The sequence below is a fragment of the Pseudonocardia sp. NPDC049635 genome, assembly GCF_040659795.1.
Taxonomy (GTDB): domain Bacteria; phylum Actinomycetota; class Actinomycetes; order Mycobacteriales; family Pseudonocardiaceae; genus Pseudonocardia.
This window is the reverse complement of record NZ_JBFAON010000007.1, coordinates 199185-215916: the sequence shown is the minus strand read 5'-3', so window position 1 is coordinate 215916 and position 16732 is coordinate 199185. Positions and strand designations below refer to the sequence as shown.

The window sequence follows — 16732 nt, the reverse complement described above, 5'->3', positions numbered from 1 at the left end:
CGGGTCACCGCAGCACCCCGGAGAGGACAACGATGCCCGCTCATCACGCCCCCGCCCCTGAGCGCCCGGCGTCCGACGGAGCCCGGTCGAGCGTCAGCCGGCGCCGATTCCTCGGTTACCTCGTCGCAGCACCGACCCTCGTGGTCGCCGCCGAGATGGGGCGACAGACCCTGTTCGGCGGCGGGGTCCCGCAGGCGAGCGCGACGGCGATCCCGTCGCCCCCGCTGCCGGCCGAGGTCTACGACCTGCTCGACCTCATCCGCGACTCGGCCCGGCCGACCGCCAACCTGATCAGGATCGAGGTCAACCGGGACGGGACGGTCTCGTTCGCGCTACCCCGCTCGGACAACGGACAGGGCATCATCACCTCCACCCAGATGATCATCGCTGAGGAGATGAACCTGGACCCGGACCAGGTCGTCGTCACCCTCGCCGACGCCCGCCCCGAGCTGGTGTTCAACCAGCTCACCGGCGGCTCGACGACGACGTTCTCCACCTACACCCCGATCCGGGTCGCCGCCGCGCTGGCCCAGGGCCGCCTGCTCGACGCGGCCGCCGCGCAGCTGGGCCAGGAGAAGAGCGTGCTCACCAGCCGGACCGGTCTGATCCTCGGCCAGAACGGTGAGGAGCTGCCGTTCGGCGAGCTCACCGAGGCCGCGGCGAGCCCGGTGAACGACGCCGTCGAGGTGGTGCTCAAACCGCGCGAGGAGTTCTCCGTCATCGGTACCCCGCGCACCAAGTCCGACGCGCGGGCGATGGTCACCGGGAAGAAGAAGTTCCTCACCGACCTGCAGATCCCGGACGCCCTGCCCACCGTGATCTGCCGCGGCCCGAACCTGAACTCGGCGCCGAGGGGCGTCGCCAACCTCGACGAGGTCCGGAGCATGCCGGGCGTCACCGACGTCGCACAGGTCCGCACCGGCGTCGCGGTCCGCGCGGTCACCTTCGGCCAGGCCGTCGACGCGGTCAACGCGCTCGACGTCAGCTGGGACGGCGGCACCGTCGAGGGTGAGGACGACGAGTCGATCCTGGCCGCCGTGCGCCGGGCCGAGCTGCCGCTGGCCGTGCCGCAGACCCCCGGCGAGACCGTCGAGGGCGAGTTCGTCTTCTACTTCCGCAGCAACTCCGCGCTGGAGACCAACTGCGCGATCGCCGACGTCCGCGACGGTTCGGCCGAGCTCTGGGGCCCGTCCAAGAGCCCGATCGCCGCCCAGGCCGAGATCGCCCAGGAGCTGGGCCTGCCGCAGAACGCGGTCACCATCCACGTCACCGAGGGCGGCGGGTCGTTCGGCAGGCGGCTGTTCTTCGACGCGCTGCAGGAGGCCGCCGAGGTCTCCCAGGTGATGGGCAAACCGGTCAAGCTCATGTGGACCCGCGCCGACGACTCCCGGCAGGGCCGGGTGCACCCGCTGGCGACCACCCGGGTGCGGGCTCAGGTCACCGGCGAGTCGGTGTCCAGCTTCGAGATCCGGCACACCAGCGTGTCGACGGAGGTGAACCCCGGTTTCTCCGAGGGGATCACCGCGGCCGTCGCCAAGCTCCCGCTCGGGAACTACTCGGTGTCCCAGGCGATCTACCTGACGACGCAGACCAACCCGTACAACGTGGGCGTCGCGACCTCCCTGCTCAACGAGGTCGACATGCGCTTCAACACCTGCTCGATGCGCAACATCTACTCGCCGGACACGGCGACCGCGCGCGAGCTGATGATCGACCAGGTCGCCGCGAAGCTCGGCAAGGACCCGTACGAGTTCCGGTCCGGATTCGTGAAGCTGGACCGCTTCAAGAAGGTCGTCGACCGGGCCGCGCAGGAGGCCGACTGGGGGAAGTCGATGCCCGAGGGCACCGCCCAGGGCATCGCGATCCATCAGGAGTACAAGGGCATCGCCTGCGCGGTCGTCGAGCTCGACTGCCGCCCGGAGACCGTGAACCGCCGGATCCGCGAGGCGCGGACCGGGCCGCGGGTCACGAAGGTGACCTACGTCGTCGACATCGGCCTGGTGATCAACCCGCGCGGGCTCGAGGCCCAGATGATGGGCGGGATCAACGACGGCATCGCGATGACGCTGACGTCCGGTCTGCACCTGACCGACGGGCATTTCGTCGAGGCGAGCTGGGACAACTACTTCTACACCCGGCAGTGGAACACCCCGCCCGAGATGAACATCGTGATCATCGACGACTCCGAGGCACCCGAGCCCGGCGGCGCGGGCGAGTTCGGCGTCGCCGCGACCTGCGGGGCGATCGCCTGTGCCTACGCCCGCGCGACCGGGACGGTGCCGGAGTACTTCCCGATCATGCACAAGGACCCGCTGCCGTTCGAGCCGTACCCGACGGTCCCGCCGATCCCGCCGTCGCCGACCAACGGTCTCGAGCTGGCCCGCTGAGAGCAGGAGCTTCCCCATGTCCACACACACCTTCACGCTCAACGGTGAGCGCGTCTCGGTCGAGGTCGAGGACGACGTGCGCCTGCTCTGGGTGCTGCGCGACCTGCTCGGGGTGACCGGCCCGAAGTACGGCTGCGGGATCAACGTCTGCAAGGCCTGCACGTCGCACATCAACGGCAAGGCGTTCAACCCGTGCGCCACGCCGGTCGGGGCGCTCTCCGACTCCGACGAGGTGACGACGATCGAGGGCCTCGCCGACGGCGACGACCTGCACCCGATGCAGCAGGCCTGGATCGACAACGACGTCGCCCAGTGCGGGTACTGCCAGCCGGGCCAGATCATGGCCGCGGTCGCCCTGGTCCGGCGCTCGAAGGAGGAGGGCCGCAAGATCGACGACGCGGCTCTGGACGAGATCCGCAACATCTGCCGGTGCGGGACCTACAACCGGATCCGCGAGGCCATCAAGGCCGGCGCCGACACCATGTGATCGTCGTGCGGCGTGGTCCGAACGCCGCACGTCACCAGGTCGTCAGGGTGACGGCCTGCTCGCTCCCCAGACGAAGGACGGATTCGATGAAGAACCCGATGCGACGCTCGCTGATCGCCGTCGGCGCCCTGGGCGCCGTGGCGTTCCCGCTGGCCGGGATGGCCGCGGCCGACGACAACGCCGAGCACGGCTACCCCAGTACCCAGAGCCCGACCCAGGCGGTCAGCGCCGTCGGTTCGCTGGCCGGCACCGCGCAGTACGGCCTCGTCGACGCCGCCGACAGCTACCTGCCGAGCAACCGCCCCGACGGCGTCAACGGCACCGAGACCGAGTTCCCGGCGCTGACCCCCGGCTACGTCGAGGGCCCGGTCGGCGGGCTGCTGAAGAACGGACCCTTCGAGTAAGGGGCTCCCCGGGCGGCGGGGCCGCACCTCGCCGAGGTGCGGTCCCGCCGTGGTACCTGGCTGCCCAGTGCCGGTCCTTCAGTGCAGGACCTTCAGGCCGACGACACCCGCGACGATCGCCAGCAGGCACAACAACCGCGCCGTCGTCGCCGGCTCGCCGAGCGCGACCATCCCGTAGACCGCGGTGCCGACCGCACCGATCCCCACCCAGATGGCGTACGCGGTGCCGACCGGCAGCTCCCGCAGGGCCAGCGCCAGCCCGCCCATGCTCAGGAACAGCGCGACGCCGAACAGGACCGACGGTCCCAGCCGGGAGAACCCCCGGCTCTGCGACAGCGCCGCCGCCCACACCGTCTCCAACAGGCCCGAGACGAACAGATACACCCATGCCATGACGCAGGTCCTCCTCGAAGGCTGCGTCGTCTTGGCGGTCCGGGTACGGCGCGTCTCGTCCGGGGTGCCGCCGTCCGGCGGCCCGGGTCCAGGATGCCGCAGCGACCGGCGGGGAGCACGCGATGGTGACCGATCGGACCGGCCGCCCGGGAGGTTCGTGCGACCCTGGTGCCATGACCGCCCAGCCCGATGAGTCCGGCCCGGGATCCGGTGGTGGACCGATGGCCGCCCTCCGCGAGCGCTGCGCCCCGCTGTCCTTCGCCCCGCTCCCCGGGTTCGCGACCGCAGCGCCCGGCGGCCCCGGCTGGATCCCGATCGCCCGGATCGTCGATCCCGGTGACCCGACCCTGGACCGGTTGCTCGACGCCCGACGCGACCGGCCGCCCGGGCCGCGCGCGGTGCACACGCTGCGCGACCTGGTGCGCGAGCTGCTGTTCGCGACGGCCGGTTCGGTGTACCTGTTCGGCGCCGCCCCGCCCCCGTCGCCGTCGCGCTACCTCGTGCGGGTCGGTCCGGGCGGGATCGAGGACCGCCTCCTGGTCGTGGACCGGGCCTCGGTCCGGGACCGCGAGCTGGCCCCGGCGTTCGTGGGCACCCTCGCCCCGCTCGTCGAGCTGGTGGGGGAGCGGACCCGGGTCGGTTCGCGGACGCTGTGGAGCTACGTCGTCGACATGCTGCACTTCGGGATGATGAACCTGGCCCGCCAGCTCGGCCGGGACCGGGCCGAGGCCTGGCAGCGGGCCGAGGCGCTGGCCGGGCACCTGTTCGAGGCCGGACTGCCGCGCCGGTCGGCACCGGCGCTGGTCCGCTACGGCGCGACCGACGACCAGGTGTGGGGTGTGCGCGGTGCCTGTTGCCTGGACTTCACCGACGGCACCCACGGGATGTGCCTGACCTGCCCGGTGCTCGACGCCGAGGAACGGGCGAGGAAGTGGGCCGCCTCCGACCTGGCTGGACGGGGGTAGGCCCCACCTCTACCGTCCGGATCGTGTTGCTCGCACCGGACCGCCCCCGTCCCGTCCGCACCGCTGCGCGCTCCGCACTGGACCGGCGCGGATTCCTCACCGCCGGTGTGCTCGCCGGTGTGGCCGCCGCGGCCGGGTGCTCCCCGGCGGGACCGGGCGGTGAGCCCGCGGCCGGCGGCCGGACCGTGGAACATCCACTCGGGACGGCGGTCGTCCCGGAGGCACCGCAGCGGATCGTGTCGCTGGACAGCAACGGCGGCCTGCAGGTCGGCCTCGAACTGGGGGTGCCGCTGATCGCCTCGGAGACGCTGCAGGGCACAGCCCCGGTGCCGCCCTACCTGCCGGCGCCCGCGGCGGGATTCACGCCGCTCGGGTTCAACCAGCTCAACCTGGAGCAGCTGGTCGCGATGGGGCCGGACCTGATCATCGGCAACACCCAGCGGGTCGAGGAGCACTACGACCGGCTCGCCGCGATCGCCCCGACCGTCGCCTACGAGAATGCCGGGCGCGGTGCCGTCTGGCAGGACGCGGTCCGCACCATCGGCGACGTGTTCGGCGCGGGCGCGGAGATCGACCGCAGGCTGGCCGCCTACGCCGAACGCGTCGACCGGGTGCGGTCGGCGCACGCCGAGGTGATCGACCGGTACACCGTCGCGCTGCTCCGGTTCACCACCGACGAGCTGCGGATCGTGCGCGGTCAGGTGTTCGGCTCGGCCGTCCTGGCCGACGCCGGGATGACCCGGCCGCCGTCCACCGACCTGGCCTCGCCGCAGCAGACGTACGTGCCGATCGGCGACGAGACCGTCGGCGTGCTCGCCGACGCCGACGTGCTGCTCTACTTCCTCGGCGGTGGTGGCCTGGTCGACGAGGCCGACACCACGTTCGAGCGCTACACCGCAGGCGGCCTGTGGGAGCAGTTGCCGGCGGTGCGGGCCGGTCGGGTCGCGCAGGTCGATCCGCTCGCCTGGTGGGACGGGTACTCGGTCTCGGCCGGACTCGCCTGCCTCGACGAGCTGGAGCGCGTGCTCGGGGGGCTCCCCCGCTGAGCCGTCCCGTCGTGGCGAGCGGTGGCCCGCGCGACCTATAGTGTTCGCCATGCCTAACTCCCGCCCGTTGTTGAGGCGAAGTCCAGTGCTCGTGGCCGTGCTGGCCGCATTCGCGCTGCTGGCGGGCGCGTGCGGCCAGGGGCAGGACACGGTCGACGACGATCCGCGGCCGCTGGTGCTGGCGACCTTCACGGTGATCGCCGACATGGCGCGTGAGGTCGGCGGCGACCGGGTCCGCGTGGAGTCGATCACCCGCCCGGGCGCGGAGATCCACGACTACGACCCGGTGCCCGGGGACCTGGTCCGCGGCGCGGGGGCCGATCTGGTGCTGGACAACGGTCTGGGCCTGGAACGCTGGTTCGAGCGGTTCGTCGACCGCTCGGAGGCCAGGTCGGCGACCGTCAGCGACGGTGTCGAGGTGCTGCCGATCGTGGCGGGGGAGTACCGGGACCGGCCCAACCCGCACGCGTGGATGTCGCCGGTGGCCGGCGTGCGCTATGTGGAGAACATCCGGGACGCGCTGATCGAGCTCGATCCCGGCGGCCGCGACGTCTACACCGCGAACGCCGAGCGCTACGCCGAGCAGATCCGCCAGGTCGGAGAGGATCTGCGCGCCGAGCTCGGTGCCCTGCCCGAGACCCAGCGCGCCCTGGTGACCTGTGAGGGTGCGTTCTCCTACCTGGCCCGCGACCTCGGCCTGCAGGAGGCGTACCTCTGGCCGGTGAACAGCGACGCCGAGGGCACCCCGGAGCAGATCGCGAACACCATCGCCTTCGTCCGTGACAACGCGGTACCCGCGGTGTTCTGCGAGAGCACGGTGAACGACTCCGCGCAGCGTCAGGTCGCAGCCGAGACCGGCGCCCGGTTCGCGGGCCCGCTCTACGTGGACTCGCTGTCCGAGGAGGGCGGGCCGGTGCCCAGCTACCTGGAACTGCTCCGACACGACGCGCGGGTGATCGCGGACGGGCTCACCGGGGGTGTGCGGTGACCGTCCTCGACGTCCGGGGCCTCTCGGTGCGTTACGGCGAGGTGATCGCACTCGATCAGGTCGACCTGCAGCTGGGGGCCAGCACGGTGTGCGGCCTGCTGGGCGCCAACGGTTCCGGCAAGTCGACCCTGTTCAAGGCGACGATGGGGCTGATCCGCCCGTACGCGGGCACCGTCCGGATCCGTGAGGGTGACGTCCGCACGGCCCGTCGCAGCGCCGCGATCGCCTACATGCCGCAGGCCGAGGCGGTCGACCCGGACTTCCCGATCACCGCCCGCGAGGTCGTCCTGACCGGGCGCTACGGCCGGATGGGCATCACCCGGCGCGCCCGGGCGGCGGACCGCGAGGCCGTCGACGACGCGCTGGCCCGGGTGGGGCTGGCCGATCTCGCGGGGCGGCAGATCGGGCGGCTGTCCGGTGGGCAGCGCAAGCGGGTGTTCCTGGCCAGGGCGATCGCCCAGGACGCCCCGCTGCTGCTGCTCGACGAGCCGTTCGCCGGGGTCGACCGCGGTACCCAGGACGCGATGACGACGGTGCTGCACGAGCTGCGCGACGACGGCCGGACCGTGCTGGTGTCCACACACGACATCGCGGGCGTCGACACGTTGTGCGACCGGGCGGTGCTGCTCGCCGGCCGGTTGCTGGCCGACGGCCCACCGGCCGAGGTCGTCACCCCGGAGGTGCTCGGCCGGGTGTTCGGCATCCCGCCGGTCCGGGAGGGGGAGGCACGATGATCGCCTGGCTGCTGGAGCCGTTGCAGTTCGGGTTCATGCAGCGCGCACTGCTGGTCGCCGTCGTGGCGGGCACGGTCGGGGCGCTGCTGTCCTGCTGGCTGACCCTGGTCGGCTGGTCGCTGATGGGCGACGCGGTCTCGCACGCCGTGCTGCCCGGCGTGGTGCTGTCCTACATCATCGGTATCCCGTTCGGCGTCGGCGCGTTCGTCTTCGGCGCCGGGGCCGTCGGGCTGATCGGGCTGGTGCGCCGCACGTCACGGGTGAAGGAGGACGCCGCGATCGGCGTCGTCTTCACCGGGCTGTTCGCGCTCGGACTGGTGCTGATCTCGCGCACGCCCAGCGACACCGATCTGTCGCACATCCTGTTCGGCAACCTGCTCGGGCTCTCCACCGGTGACGTGGTGCAGATCGTGGTGCTCGGGCTGGTCACCGTGGCGGTGGTGCTGGCGCGGCACCGGGACTTCACGCTGGTCGCCTTCGACCGGGTGCACGCGCACGCGATCGGGGTCGATCCGCGGCGGGTCGAGGCCCTGCTGCTGGGGCTGCTCGCGCTGGCCGTCGTGGTGGCGTTGCAGGCGGTCGGGATCGTGCTCGTCGTCGCCGTCCTGATCATCCCGGGCGCGACCGCGTACCTGCTGACCGACCGGATGGAGCCGATGCTCGCCGTCGCCGTCGCGGTGGCCGTGCTGGCCGGTGTGGTGGGCAGCTACGTCAGCTACTACGCGAACGTCTCCACCGGCGGGTCGGTCGTGCTCAGCCTCGCCGTCGCGTTCGTGCTGGCCTACCTGTTCGGGCCCCGGCACGGCGTGATCGCCCGGTACCGGACGGCACGCAAACCGGTCGCCGCGGACACCTGAGCGCCCTCAGCCGTCCTCCAGCACGGTCAGCGCGCCACTGCCGGCCAGCGCCCGGTGCACCGCCCGGGTGCGTCCGCGGCGGAACCGGAACCGGGCCCCGCCGCGACGGACCGCGACCAGTGCCTCGATCCCCGCCGTGCCGAGATGGTCGACCCCGGACAGGTCGAGCACGACGCTCCTCGACGGGCCACACAGCTCCTGCAGGAACGTGCCGAGCGCGGCGGCCGAGGCGTTGTCGACCGCGCCCAGGCAGCACACGACGAGCCGGCCGCCGGGCCGGTGGAACGCCGTCGCGCACAGCGCGTTCGTCGCCATCCGGAAGGTGGGGACCGTGCTGGTCCCGGAGGTCTCGGGCAGGGGCATCGTCGTCACCGTCACCGGGGTCGAAGCGGGCGGGGCGGCGGCGGGACCACATGGCGGTGCGATCCCGCCGCCACACCGTGCGACACCAACCACGTTGACTTGTCACGCCGACGAGATGTCACCCACATCGAGGCAACCGGAACGCGGGACGGGCCCCGGGGCGTGTTCGCCCCGGGGCCCGTCTCGTGTCCGCGGATGCGGATCTCGCTCAGCTGTCAGCCGATGCTGTCGCCGGCCCCGGAGGACTGCGCGCAGGCGTCGGACTGGTCGGTGACCGAGTCGCCGCTCTTGGCCGACGCGCTGCCCAGGATGCCGAGGGCGCCGGTCAGGCCGTTGGCCGCCGCCGCGTCCTCGATCGGGACCTGCACGCCCAGCACGTTGACCGGGATGTTGTTGTTGCAGACCTGGACCGGCACGTTGACGTTGTTGCCGTTCAGGCCGGCGATGAGGCCCTTGGCGTCCTTGTCGATCTCGCTGCCGCCGTCCGAGGCGAACGCCATCGGGCTCATGGCGAGCAGGGCCGCCGCCGAACCCGCAACGACGATTCCAGCCTTCTTCAGCACAGTTTGCTCCTGATGTGTTGTGGCCGTGCCCGAGAGCGCGCCCCTCCGTGTCGGCACAACGAACAGGTGGGAGCCCGTACCGACTGCGGAGAATGATCGCGATCCCTTGGCCTGCAAAGCAATGCGCGCAACCCCATCGAGCTAATGAATTACCGACGGTTTCGATACTCGCGCGATGGGGTGAAGAATGTCCGGGCGGAATCGTCGCGCGACCGGTGATCTCGGCGACCTACGGCGACCGCATTCCCCGATCGGGAGGTCTCGGGTGGATGACGGTGTCCGGTCACGGAGGGTGCCGGTCCGCTCGTGGCACGATGACGGTCATGGGCGGGGTCCGGGCGCAGGAGCAGCGGCTGCGCGACGTCGTCGTCATCCGGCGGGTGCGCGACCGGATCGACCGCGAGTACGCCCGACCGCTGAACGTCGAGGCGCTGGCCCGCGGGGCGCACATGTCGGTGGGGCACCTGAGCCGGGAGTTCCGCCGCATCTACGGCGAGTCCGTCTACTCGTACCTGATGACCCGGCGGATCGAGCGGGCGATGACGCTGCTGCGCCGCGGTGACCTGACCGTCACCGAGGTCTGTTTCGCGGTGGGCTCCTCGTCACTGGGCACCTTCAGCACACGGTTCACCGAGCTGGTCGGCGTGCCCCCGAGCGTCTACCGGCGGGACCACGCGCAGGCCGCCGAGGGCATCCCGCCCTGCCTGGCCAGACAGGTGACGAGGCCGCGGCGGAACCGGTCAGGATTCGAGAAGCCCGGGGCACCGGGGCGTCCCTAGGGTCCCGGGGCATGAACCTCACCGTCCACCACGCCTTCCTCCCGCACACCGACGCGGACGCGGCCATCGGCTTCTACCGCGACGCCCTCGGCTTCGAGATCCGCAACGACGTCGGCTACCAGGACATGCGCTGGATCACCGTCGCCCGCCCGGCGGTACGGGCACGTCGATTGTGCTGCACCCGCCCGCGGTCGATCCCGGGGTGACCGACGCCGAGCGCGGCACGATCCTGGAGCTGATCGCGAAGGGCGCCTACGCGGCGGTCACGCTGGCGACCGACGATCTCGACGGGTTCTTCGAGCGGGTGCAGGCCGCGGGCGCCGACGTCGTCCAGGAGCCGATCGAGCAGGACTACGGCGTCCGGGACTGCGCCTTCCGCGATCCGGCCGGCAATCTCATCCGGGTCAACCAGGCCGGTTGAGTCGCCACCCGGGCCGAACCCCCGCGTTCCGCGGAACGCGCGCGACCCGCGCGGGTTCCGCGCACCGCGCGAGCACTCGCGGCAGGATGAACCGATGCGTCCCGGAACCGGACAGGTGCTGCACTTCTCCGAGGACCCGACGATCACCCGGTTCGCGCCGCGCGTCGCGCCGACCTCGCGGCAGGCCGGTGCCTACGTGTGGGCCGTCGACGCCGCGCGGGCACCCGCCTACTGGTTCCCACGGCAGTGCCCCCGCGTGCTGGCTTGGGCGACACCGGACACCACCGACGCCGACGCCGCACACATCATCGGGCCCGGTGCGGGATCGCGCGTGCACGCCGTCGAGTACGCGTGGCTGGACCGGATCCGCACCGTCGAGCTGTACGCCTACCGGTTCCCCGCCGAGCCGTTCGAGCCGTTCGGGGAACCGGAGCCGTACGCACACGTCTCGACCCGCACGGTTCGGCCGCTCGGCCCGCCCGAACCGGTCGGCGATCTGCTGGCACTGCACGAGGCGGCCGGGATCGGGCTGCGGGTGCTGCCCCACCTCGGCGCCTTCTGGGCTGCCGTGACCGCGAGCACCCTCGGGTTCAGCGGGATCCGGCTGGGCAACGCCCGGCCCTGACCCCTACCGTCCCCGCGATGGACCTCACGTGGGAAGCGCTCACCGTCGACGCCCGGGACCCGCAGGGCTGCGCCCGGTGGTGGGCCGAGACCCTCGGCTGGGAGCTCGCCCCCGACGGGATCGAGGTCCGCCCGCCGGACGGGCGGCGTCCGAGCCTCTTCTTCGTCCCGGCGACCGGGGACAAGGCGGCGAAGAACCGGCTGCACCTCGACCTCCGCGCGCCGGACCGGGCGGCCGCCGCCGAGCACCTGATGGCGCGCGGCGCCACCCGTGCCGACATCGGGCAGGGCGACGACGTGGAGTGGATCGTCCTGCGGGACCCGGAGGGCAACGAGTTCTGCCTGCTGTAGGGGCCTCGGTGCCCGGCGCACCCGTCGTCTCACCTCCCGGCGGCGGCCTCCGCGGCGTCGACCGTGTTCCGGAACAGCATCGCCACGGTCGTGGGCCCGACGCCGCCGACCCGCGGGGTGATCGCCCCGGCCGTCGCGGCGCAGGACTCGTCGACGTCGGGCAGCAGACGGCGCCCGTCGTAACGCACCCCACCGCCGATGACGACCCCGCCGGGCCGGATGTGCTCGGGCCGCACGATCCCCGGGACGCCGGCGGCGGCGACCAGGATGTCGGCGGCCCGGGTGTGGGTGCTCCAGTCCGGGACCCCGGTGTGCACGACGGTGACGGCGGCGTCGGCGGTCTCACGCTTCTGCGAGAGCATGATCGACAACGGTCGGCCGAGTGTCGCGCCCCGCCCGAGGACGACGACGTGCCGCCCCCGGACCGGGATGTCGTAGTGGTCGAGCAACGCCTCGATCCCGGCCGGTGTGCACGGCTTCGGCGCGGGGAGCCCGGCCGCCAGCCGACCCAGGTTCATCGGGTGCATGCCGTCGACGTCCTTGTCCGGGTCCACGACGGCGAGCGCCGCGCCGGAGTCGAGATGTGCGGGGACCGGATACTGGACGAGGACGCCGTGCACGTCCGGGTCGTCGTTGAACGCGCGGATCGCGTCGTGCAGCTGCTCCTGGGTGCTGTGCCCGAGCAGGTGCACGTGCGGGGACCGGAACCCGAGCGCGGCGGCCTGCCGCTGCTTGATCCGGATGTAGCCGGCACTCGCGTCGTCGTCGCCGACCAGGATCGTCGCGAGCGAGGGGATCGTGCCGCGCTCGCGCAGTGCCCGGGTCCGGGCGTGCACCGAGGTGAGCACCGCTTCGGCGACCGGGCCGCCGGGCAACATGCGTGCGGGGGAGGATGACACGGGTATCGACCGCCTCGGCGGGCACCCAGGCGGTCGGCGCCCGCGATCCGGCTTCCTGATGGTTCCCCATCCTCGTCCCGCCAGTCGCGCTGGCCCCGACTATCCCCGATCGACCGGCCTCTCGTCGAACTCCGCCGGGCACAGCGGCGGCGGTTCCGAGTACGGCGTCCGAATTCGTCGTAGACCGGCTGTTCAGCCTGCGCCCCTCGGCTCGGGGAAGGCGTAGACGAGGGCGGGTTCGGTGAGGCCGTCGTTGAAGCGGTGTGTGACCTCGGCGATCCGCTCGGCGCCCGAACGGTCGTAGAGCCGGACGGCGGCCGTGTCCTTGGCCATGACGTCGAAGACGACGGCCCGGCCCAGGAGGTGGGCGTGGTGGCGAAGGGCGAGGATCAGGCGGTCCGCGAGCCCCTGACCCCGATGTTGCGGGTCGACGAACAGGCGGGCCATGACGGCGATGTCGGTGACCGACCCGCCCGTGTGCTCGACCCAGGCCCGGGCGGCGTCGTCATCCGGATGCGCCTCGGCGAGCGTGACCTGACCGACCGGCGTGCCGTCGACCACCGCGGTCCAGTGCTGGATGGCGTGGGGGTGCTCCAACCAGGCCGGGGGATCGGCGATGCCCTCGACCGGGTAACCGTCCGCGGCGTAGACCCCCCGAAGTACTGCGGCGAGTTCGGGCAGGTCGGTGTCCTCACGCTCTCGAACGGTGCGCTCGGCGTCAGTCATCGGTCCTTCACCGGCATATCGTGGTCCAGGGCGGTGAAGTCGGCACGCCTGACGCGAGGTGGGTCGCCTCGAACGGCCCCGCGGTCGGCGTCGGACCCGGTGTGCGCCACGGGGGCGGCTCGTGCCGGGACCTCCCTGCGCACGTCCGGCGAACAAGACCGAACGACGAACGCCGGGGGCCCACTAGGGAGCCACCCGGCGTTCTGCCTGTTCACCGCTGGCGGAGGATACGGGATTTGAACCCGTGAGGGATTGCTCCCAACACGCTTTCCAAGCGTGCGCCCTAGGCCACTAGGCGAATCCTCCGCGAAGAAGGTTACCCGCCGCTCCCCGCGATCGGGCACCGCCCCCTCGCGTCCGGGGTGCCCGGCCGTGGCACACTGTCCGTGGACCCCGTGCGGCGTCCATCCTGTGAACTCCCCCAGGGCCGGAAGGCAGCAAGGGTCAACAGGCTCTGGCGGGTGCGCGGGGTCCCCTTCTGTCCCGGGCCGCGTCGCGGCCCGTCCCGCGCCTCGATGGGTGTCGGACCTCCTCGGTAGCCTCGCGGACGTGGCTCTGGCTCTGTACCGCAAGTACCGCCCGGCCAAGCTGGCCGACGTCGTGGGGCAGGAGCATGTCACCGAGCCCCTGTCGACGGCGCTGACCGCGGGCCGCATCAACCATGCGTACCTGTTCTCCGGCCCGCGCGGCTGCGGGAAGACGTCGTCGGCGCGGATCCTGGCGCGCTCGCTGAACTGCGTGCAGGGGCCGACACCGGAGCCCTGCGGCGAGTGCTCCTCGTGCGTGGCGCTGGCGCCGGAGGGGCCGGGCAGCATCGACGTCGTCGAGCTCGACGCGGCGTCGCACGGTGGCGTCGAGGATGCCCGCGAGCTGCGCGACCGCGCGTTCTACGCCCCCGCCGAGTCGCGCTACCGGGTGTTCGTGGTCGACGAGGCGCACATGGTCACGAACCAGGGCTTCAACGCGCTGCTCAAGATCGTCGAGGAGCCGCCGGAGCACCTGGTGTTCGTGTTCGCGACCACCGAGCCGGAGAAGGTCCTGCCGACGATCCGCTCGCGGACGCACCACTACCCGTTCCGGCTGATCCCGCCGGGCACCATGCGCTCGCTGCTGGAGAAGATCTGCGGCGAGGAGGAGGTGACCGTCGCGCCGCCGGTGTTCCCGCTGGTCATCCGGGCCGGCGGTGGCTCGGCCCGGGACACGCTGTCGGTGCTCGACCAGCTCCTGGCGGGCGCCGGCCCGCAGGGCGTCACCTACGAGCGCGCGGTCGCGCTGCTCGGCGTCACCGATGCGGCCCTCATCGACGACACGGTGGACGCGCTCGCCGCCGCCGACGGTGCAGCCGTCTACGGCGCGGTGGACCGGCTGGTCGAGGCCGGTCACGACCCGCGCCGCTTCGCCTCGGACCTGCTGCAGCGCTTCCGCGACCTCATGCTCCTGCAGGCGGTGCCCGACGCCGCCGAGCAGGGCCTGGTCGACGGCGCGGCCGACGAGCTGTCCCGGATGGCGGACCAGGCGGCCAGGATCGGTCCGGCGACGCTGACCCGCTACGGCGAGATCCTGCACCAGGGCCTGATCGAGATGCGCGGTGCGACGGCCCCGCGCCTGCTCCTGGAACTGCTGTGCGCGCGGATGCTGCTCCCGGCGGCGACCACCTCCGACAGCGGCGTGCTGGAACGGCTGGAGCGGATCGAGCGGCGGAACGCGATCGCCACCGATTCCGCCGGCCCCGCAGGCTCGGGAGCGGGCGAGGAGGGAGCGCGGTCCCGGCAGTTCGTGCGGCCCAGCGAGCGGCCCGCCGAGCAGGGTGGCGCGGCCGGGCGACAGCACCCGGCCGAGTCCGCCGACGACCGTGCGGTGCCGGCCCGACCCGAACGGGCCGCGGCAGGTGACACCGTCGCGAATGGCCCGCCGGCCACCGTCACCGCTCCCGGAGCCCCGGCAGCCCGCCCCCGGGTCGCCGCTCCCGGACCGGGGGAGGTGCCGGCCGAGCGCTCCGCCGACCCGGGCCCGGCTGCCCGCGGCGCCGCCGGAGCGAACGCCGGGCGTTCCGCGGAACCGGCCGCGGCGGGTGCGGCGCGTTCCACGGAGCCGGGAGGCGCCACCGGAACGGGTGCCGGGCGATCCGCGGGACGCGCCGCACCCGCCGCCGACGGATCGGCCGGGCCGGCAGCCGGGGAGCCGGTGGCCGCGACACCGGCCCCGCCGCGGGACGGGGCACCGCCGGACGCCGTCCCGCCGGCATCGGCGCAGCCTGCCCCCACAGCAGCCTCGTTGGACGCCACCGCGGTCCGCCGGGTCTGGCCCGAGATCCTCGCCGCGGTGCGCAAGCGCAGCCGCAGCACCGAGGCGCTCCTGGTCAACGCGACCGTCCGGGCCGTCGACGGGGACACGCTCGTGCTCGCGATCGGGGCGCCCCCGCTGGCCCGGCGGCTCTCCGAGCAGCGCAACACCGACGTGATCAGCGACGCGCTGCGGGCGGTCCTCGGCGTGCAGTGGCAGGTCCGCTGCGACCAGGGGGAAGCGACCGCGGCACGGAGCCGGCCCGCCGCGGAGCGCCCCCAGCGCGCCGTGCCGCAACGCCCCTCCCAGCGCCGGAACCCCGGCGGGGAGCAGCAGGGCGACGGTGGTCGTCCGGCGCGTCGCCCCGCCGGCCCCGACGGTGACATCCCGCTGCCCCCCGAGCCCCCTCCGGACGACGCCCCGCCCGATCCGAACGAGGGCCGGTCCGGTGGCGGCGCGCGCCCGGCCCGGCCGGTGAGCGAGGCCGAGATGGAGGAGTCGATGTTCGCCGAGGCTGCGGCCGAACCGGTGAACCCCGGGGCCCGCCGGGATCCGGAGGCCGCGGCGCTGGAGATCCTGACCACGCACCTGGGCGCCCGCACGATCGACCCGAAGTGAGCGCCCCGGTCAGCGCCCGAGGTACTCGAGCACGCCGGTGCTGATCGCCCCGGCGTAGCGGTCCCGGCCCTGCGGGCTCGCCAGCAGCCGCGCCTCCGCGGCGTTGCGCATGTTCCCGGCCTCGACCAGCGCCGCCGGGACCGTCGAGTGGTTGAGGCCGGCGAGATCGGGGCGGCCGTGCAACCCGTCCTGCCCGAGGTAACCGGCCGGGGTGAAGCCCCCGCTCCGCAGCGCGTCGCGCAGGGCGGTCGCGAGCCGCAGCGCCTGCGGGCCGGTGCCGTGCACCGGCGGATCGGCGTGCGCGACGTGGAACCCGGAAGCCGACGCCGCCGCCCCGTCGGCGTGCAGCGACACCACCGCGGCGGCCCTGGCCCGGCCACCTGCCGCTCCGCGCTCGTCGACGCAGGGGCCGACACCGTCGTCGTCCGGACGGGTGAGCACCACGCGAACGCCCGCGGCCTCCAGCCGCTGCCGGACCCGCTGGGCGAGATCCCAGTTGAACGCGTGCTCGGGATAGCCGTCGTCGGTGGACGTCCCGGTGGTGTTGCAGGCCTTCGTCCCGCCGCGCCCGTCCGGCACCGGGCGGGCGAGCGCGGCCGGCGCCGCGGCGTTCCCGCCGTTGTGTCCGGGATCGAGCACGACGACCGGTGGCGGGACCGGCCCCGGGGTGCCGGGCGGGTCGGGTGGAACAGCCGGAGCGGCCCCGGCGCAGGCGGCGCAGAGCGCGGCCGCGGCCAGGACGACGGCGACAGGGCGGATCGGGGCGTGCACGGTCGGAGAGCCTGACACGGCTACCCTGGTGTGCGGAGACGTCCGCGCCGGCCGTGTCGGGGATTCCCCGTGA

The 16732-nt window shown here is 73.2% G+C and carries 18 protein-coding genes, 1 tRNA gene, 1 other RNA gene, 1 pseudogene and 1 riboswitch; of the genes and pseudogenes, 14 read left to right on the top strand and 7 right to left on the bottom strand.

The genetic code is table 11. From position 1 onward, the window contains the following. Nucleotides 1-32: 32 nt before the first annotated feature. The 3 genes from AB0J24_RS11920 to AB0J24_RS11910 all read left to right on the top strand — a co-directional run bounded on the left by AB0J24_RS11920 (nt 33) and on the right by AB0J24_RS11910 (nt 3278). A complete protein-coding gene (locus AB0J24_RS11920) occupies nt 33-2387 on the top strand; it encodes a molybdopterin cofactor-binding domain-containing protein (RefSeq protein ID WP_358679325.1) in 2355 nt (784 codons plus the stop codon). 16 nt (nt 2388-2403) lie between these two features. Then, nucleotides 2404-2874, top strand: coding sequence for a (2Fe-2S)-binding protein (locus AB0J24_RS11915; RefSeq protein WP_358679322.1), 471 nt, complete (start codon nt 2404-2406; stop codon nt 2872-2874). Nucleotides 2875-2960: 86 nt separating this feature from the next. Further along, entirely contained in the window at nt 2961-3278 is a 318-nt protein-coding gene (locus tag AB0J24_RS11910; RefSeq protein WP_358679320.1) for a hypothetical protein, read from the top strand. Between the two features lie 78 nt (nt 3279-3356). On the opposite strand, the gene AB0J24_RS11905 is transcribed toward AB0J24_RS11910, so the two are convergent. Next, a complete protein-coding gene (locus AB0J24_RS11905) occupies nt 3357-3671 on the bottom strand; it encodes an SMR family transporter (protein ID WP_358679317.1) in 315 nt (104 codons plus the stop codon). A 20-nt stretch (nt 3672-3691) separates the two neighbouring features. Next, nucleotides 3692-3755, bottom strand: a riboswitch (guanidine-III (ykkC-III) riboswitch). A gap of 89 nt (nt 3756-3844) precedes the next feature. Between AB0J24_RS11905 and AB0J24_RS11900 the strand changes: the two genes are divergently transcribed. The 5 genes from AB0J24_RS11900 to AB0J24_RS11880 are packed head-to-tail and all read left to right on the top strand — an operon-like array spanning nt 3845 to nt 8261. Beyond that, entirely contained in the window at nt 3845-4636 is a 792-nt protein-coding gene (locus AB0J24_RS11900) for a hypothetical protein (RefSeq protein ID WP_358679314.1), read from the top strand. Nucleotides 4637-4659: 23 nt separating this feature from the next. After that, nucleotides 4660-5682 carry an ABC transporter substrate-binding protein gene (locus tag AB0J24_RS11895; protein WP_358679311.1) on the top strand — a complete coding sequence of 341 codons (1023 nt, stop codon included), beginning with the start codon at nt 4660-4662 and terminating at the stop codon, nt 5680-5682. A gap of 49 nt (nt 5683-5731) precedes the next feature. Further along, the gene (locus AB0J24_RS11890; protein ID WP_358679308.1) at nt 5732-6670 is read left to right on the top strand and encodes a metal ABC transporter substrate-binding protein; all 939 of its coding nucleotides are present in this window, start codon (nt 5732-5734) and stop codon (nt 6668-6670) included. After that, nucleotides 6667-7404: a metal ABC transporter ATP-binding protein gene (locus AB0J24_RS11885; RefSeq protein ID WP_358679305.1), complete on the top strand. Its 738-nt coding sequence runs from the start codon at nt 6667-6669 to the stop codon at nt 7402-7404. Before AB0J24_RS11890 ends, AB0J24_RS11885 begins: the two co-directional genes overlap by 4 nt. Then, nucleotides 7401-8261 (top strand): metal ABC transporter permease, encoded by an 861-nt coding sequence (locus tag AB0J24_RS11880; protein WP_358679303.1) that lies wholly within the window; start codon nt 7401-7403, stop codon nt 8259-8261. The genes AB0J24_RS11885 and AB0J24_RS11880 overlap by 4 nt, the downstream gene beginning before the upstream one ends. Nucleotides 8262-8267: 6 nt before the next feature. Here AB0J24_RS11880 and AB0J24_RS11875 read toward each other — a convergent pair whose 3' ends face one another. After that, a complete protein-coding gene (locus AB0J24_RS11875) occupies nt 8268-8624 on the bottom strand; it encodes an STAS domain-containing protein (RefSeq protein WP_358679300.1) in 357 nt (118 codons plus the stop codon). Between the two features lie 215 nt (nt 8625-8839). Then, nucleotides 8840-9187 carry a hypothetical protein gene (locus AB0J24_RS11870; RefSeq protein ID WP_358679298.1) on the bottom strand — a complete coding sequence of 116 codons (348 nt, stop codon included), beginning with the start codon at nt 9185-9187 and terminating at the stop codon, nt 8840-8842. 323 nt (nt 9188-9510) lie between these two features. On the opposite strand from AB0J24_RS11870, the gene AB0J24_RS11865 reads away from it, so the two are divergent. From AB0J24_RS11865 to AB0J24_RS11850, 4 genes and pseudogenes are all read left to right on the top strand, one after another. Further along, entirely contained in the window at nt 9511-9966 is a 456-nt protein-coding gene (locus AB0J24_RS11865) for a helix-turn-helix transcriptional regulator (protein ID WP_358679295.1), read from the top strand. Nucleotides 9967-9977: 11 nt separating this feature from the next. Beyond that, a pseudogene (locus AB0J24_RS11860) lies at nt 9978-10387 on the top strand (VOC family protein). Nucleotides 10388-10481: 94 nt separating this feature from the next. Continuing rightward, on the top strand, nt 10482-11012 hold the full coding sequence (locus AB0J24_RS11855; RefSeq protein ID WP_358679293.1) for a DUF6886 family protein: 531 nt from the start codon (nt 10482-10484) through the stop codon (nt 11010-11012). Nucleotides 11013-11029: 17 nt separating this feature from the next. Beyond that, nucleotides 11030-11362 (top strand): VOC family protein, encoded by a 333-nt coding sequence (locus AB0J24_RS11850; RefSeq protein WP_358679290.1) that lies wholly within the window; start codon nt 11030-11032, stop codon nt 11360-11362. A 29-nt stretch (nt 11363-11391) separates the two neighbouring features. Here the strand turns inward: AB0J24_RS11850 and AB0J24_RS11845 are convergent, their stop codons facing one another. The 3 genes from AB0J24_RS11845 to AB0J24_RS11835 form a co-directional block, all read right to left on the bottom strand. Continuing rightward, a complete protein-coding gene (locus AB0J24_RS11845) occupies nt 11392-12261 on the bottom strand; it encodes a tetrahydrofolate dehydrogenase/cyclohydrolase catalytic domain-containing protein (RefSeq protein WP_358679288.1) in 870 nt (289 codons plus the stop codon). Nucleotides 12262-12453: 192 nt separating this feature from the next. Next, entirely contained in the window at nt 12454-12987 is a 534-nt protein-coding gene (locus tag AB0J24_RS11840; RefSeq protein WP_358679285.1) for a GNAT family N-acetyltransferase, read from the bottom strand. A 218-nt stretch (nt 12988-13205) separates the two neighbouring features. After that, nucleotides 13206-13293, bottom strand: a tRNA-Ser gene (locus tag AB0J24_RS11835). 79 nt (nt 13294-13372) lie between these two features. On the opposite strand from AB0J24_RS11835, the gene ffs reads away from it, so the two are divergent. Together ffs and AB0J24_RS11825 are read left to right on the top strand one after the other, a co-directional pair. Further along, nucleotides 13373-13467, top strand: an RNA gene (gene ffs / locus AB0J24_RS11830) — signal recognition particle sRNA small type. Nucleotides 13468-13536: 69 nt separating this feature from the next. Beyond that, a complete protein-coding gene (locus tag AB0J24_RS11825) occupies nt 13537-15888 on the top strand; it encodes a DNA polymerase III subunit gamma and tau (RefSeq protein WP_358679282.1) in 2352 nt (783 codons plus the stop codon). A 9-nt stretch (nt 15889-15897) separates the two neighbouring features. Here AB0J24_RS11825 and AB0J24_RS11820 read toward each other — a convergent pair whose 3' ends face one another. Further along, nucleotides 15898-16659, bottom strand: coding sequence for an N-acetylmuramoyl-L-alanine amidase (locus AB0J24_RS11820; RefSeq protein ID WP_358679280.1), 762 nt, complete (start codon nt 16657-16659; stop codon nt 15898-15900). Nucleotides 16660-16732 lie beyond the last annotated feature (73 nt).

Coding starts and splice junctions, on each gene's coding strand:
- AB0J24_RS11920 (WP_358679325.1), top strand. CDS start 33: ATGCCCGCTCATCACGCCCCCGCCCCTGAGCGCCCGGCGTCCGACGGA.
- AB0J24_RS11915 (WP_358679322.1), top strand. CDS start 2,404: ATGTCCACACACACCTTCACGCTCAACGGTGAGCGCGTCTCGGTCGAG.
- AB0J24_RS11910 (WP_358679320.1), top strand. CDS start 2,961: ATGAAGAACCCGATGCGACGCTCGCTGATCGCCGTCGGCGCCCTGGGC.
- AB0J24_RS11905 (WP_358679317.1), bottom strand. CDS start 3,671: ATGGCATGGGTGTATCTGTTCGTCTCGGGCCTGTTGGAGACGGTGTGG.
- AB0J24_RS11900 (WP_358679314.1), top strand. CDS start 3,845: ATGACCGCCCAGCCCGATGAGTCCGGCCCGGGATCCGGTGGTGGACCG.
- AB0J24_RS11890 (WP_358679308.1), top strand. CDS start 5,732: ATGCCTAACTCCCGCCCGTTGTTGAGGCGAAGTCCAGTGCTCGTGGCC.
- AB0J24_RS11880 (WP_358679303.1), top strand. CDS start 7,401: ATGATCGCCTGGCTGCTGGAGCCGTTGCAGTTCGGGTTCATGCAGCGC.
- AB0J24_RS11875 (WP_358679300.1), bottom strand. CDS start 8,624: ATGCCCCTGCCCGAGACCTCCGGGACCAGCACGGTCCCCACCTTCCGG.
- AB0J24_RS11865 (WP_358679295.1), top strand. CDS start 9,511: ATGGGCGGGGTCCGGGCGCAGGAGCAGCGGCTGCGCGACGTCGTCGTC.
- AB0J24_RS11855 (WP_358679293.1), top strand. CDS start 10,482: ATGCGTCCCGGAACCGGACAGGTGCTGCACTTCTCCGAGGACCCGACG.
- AB0J24_RS11850 (WP_358679290.1), top strand. CDS start 11,030: ATGGACCTCACGTGGGAAGCGCTCACCGTCGACGCCCGGGACCCGCAG.
- AB0J24_RS11840 (WP_358679285.1), bottom strand. CDS start 12,987: ATGACTGACGCCGAGCGCACCGTTCGAGAGCGTGAGGACACCGACCTG.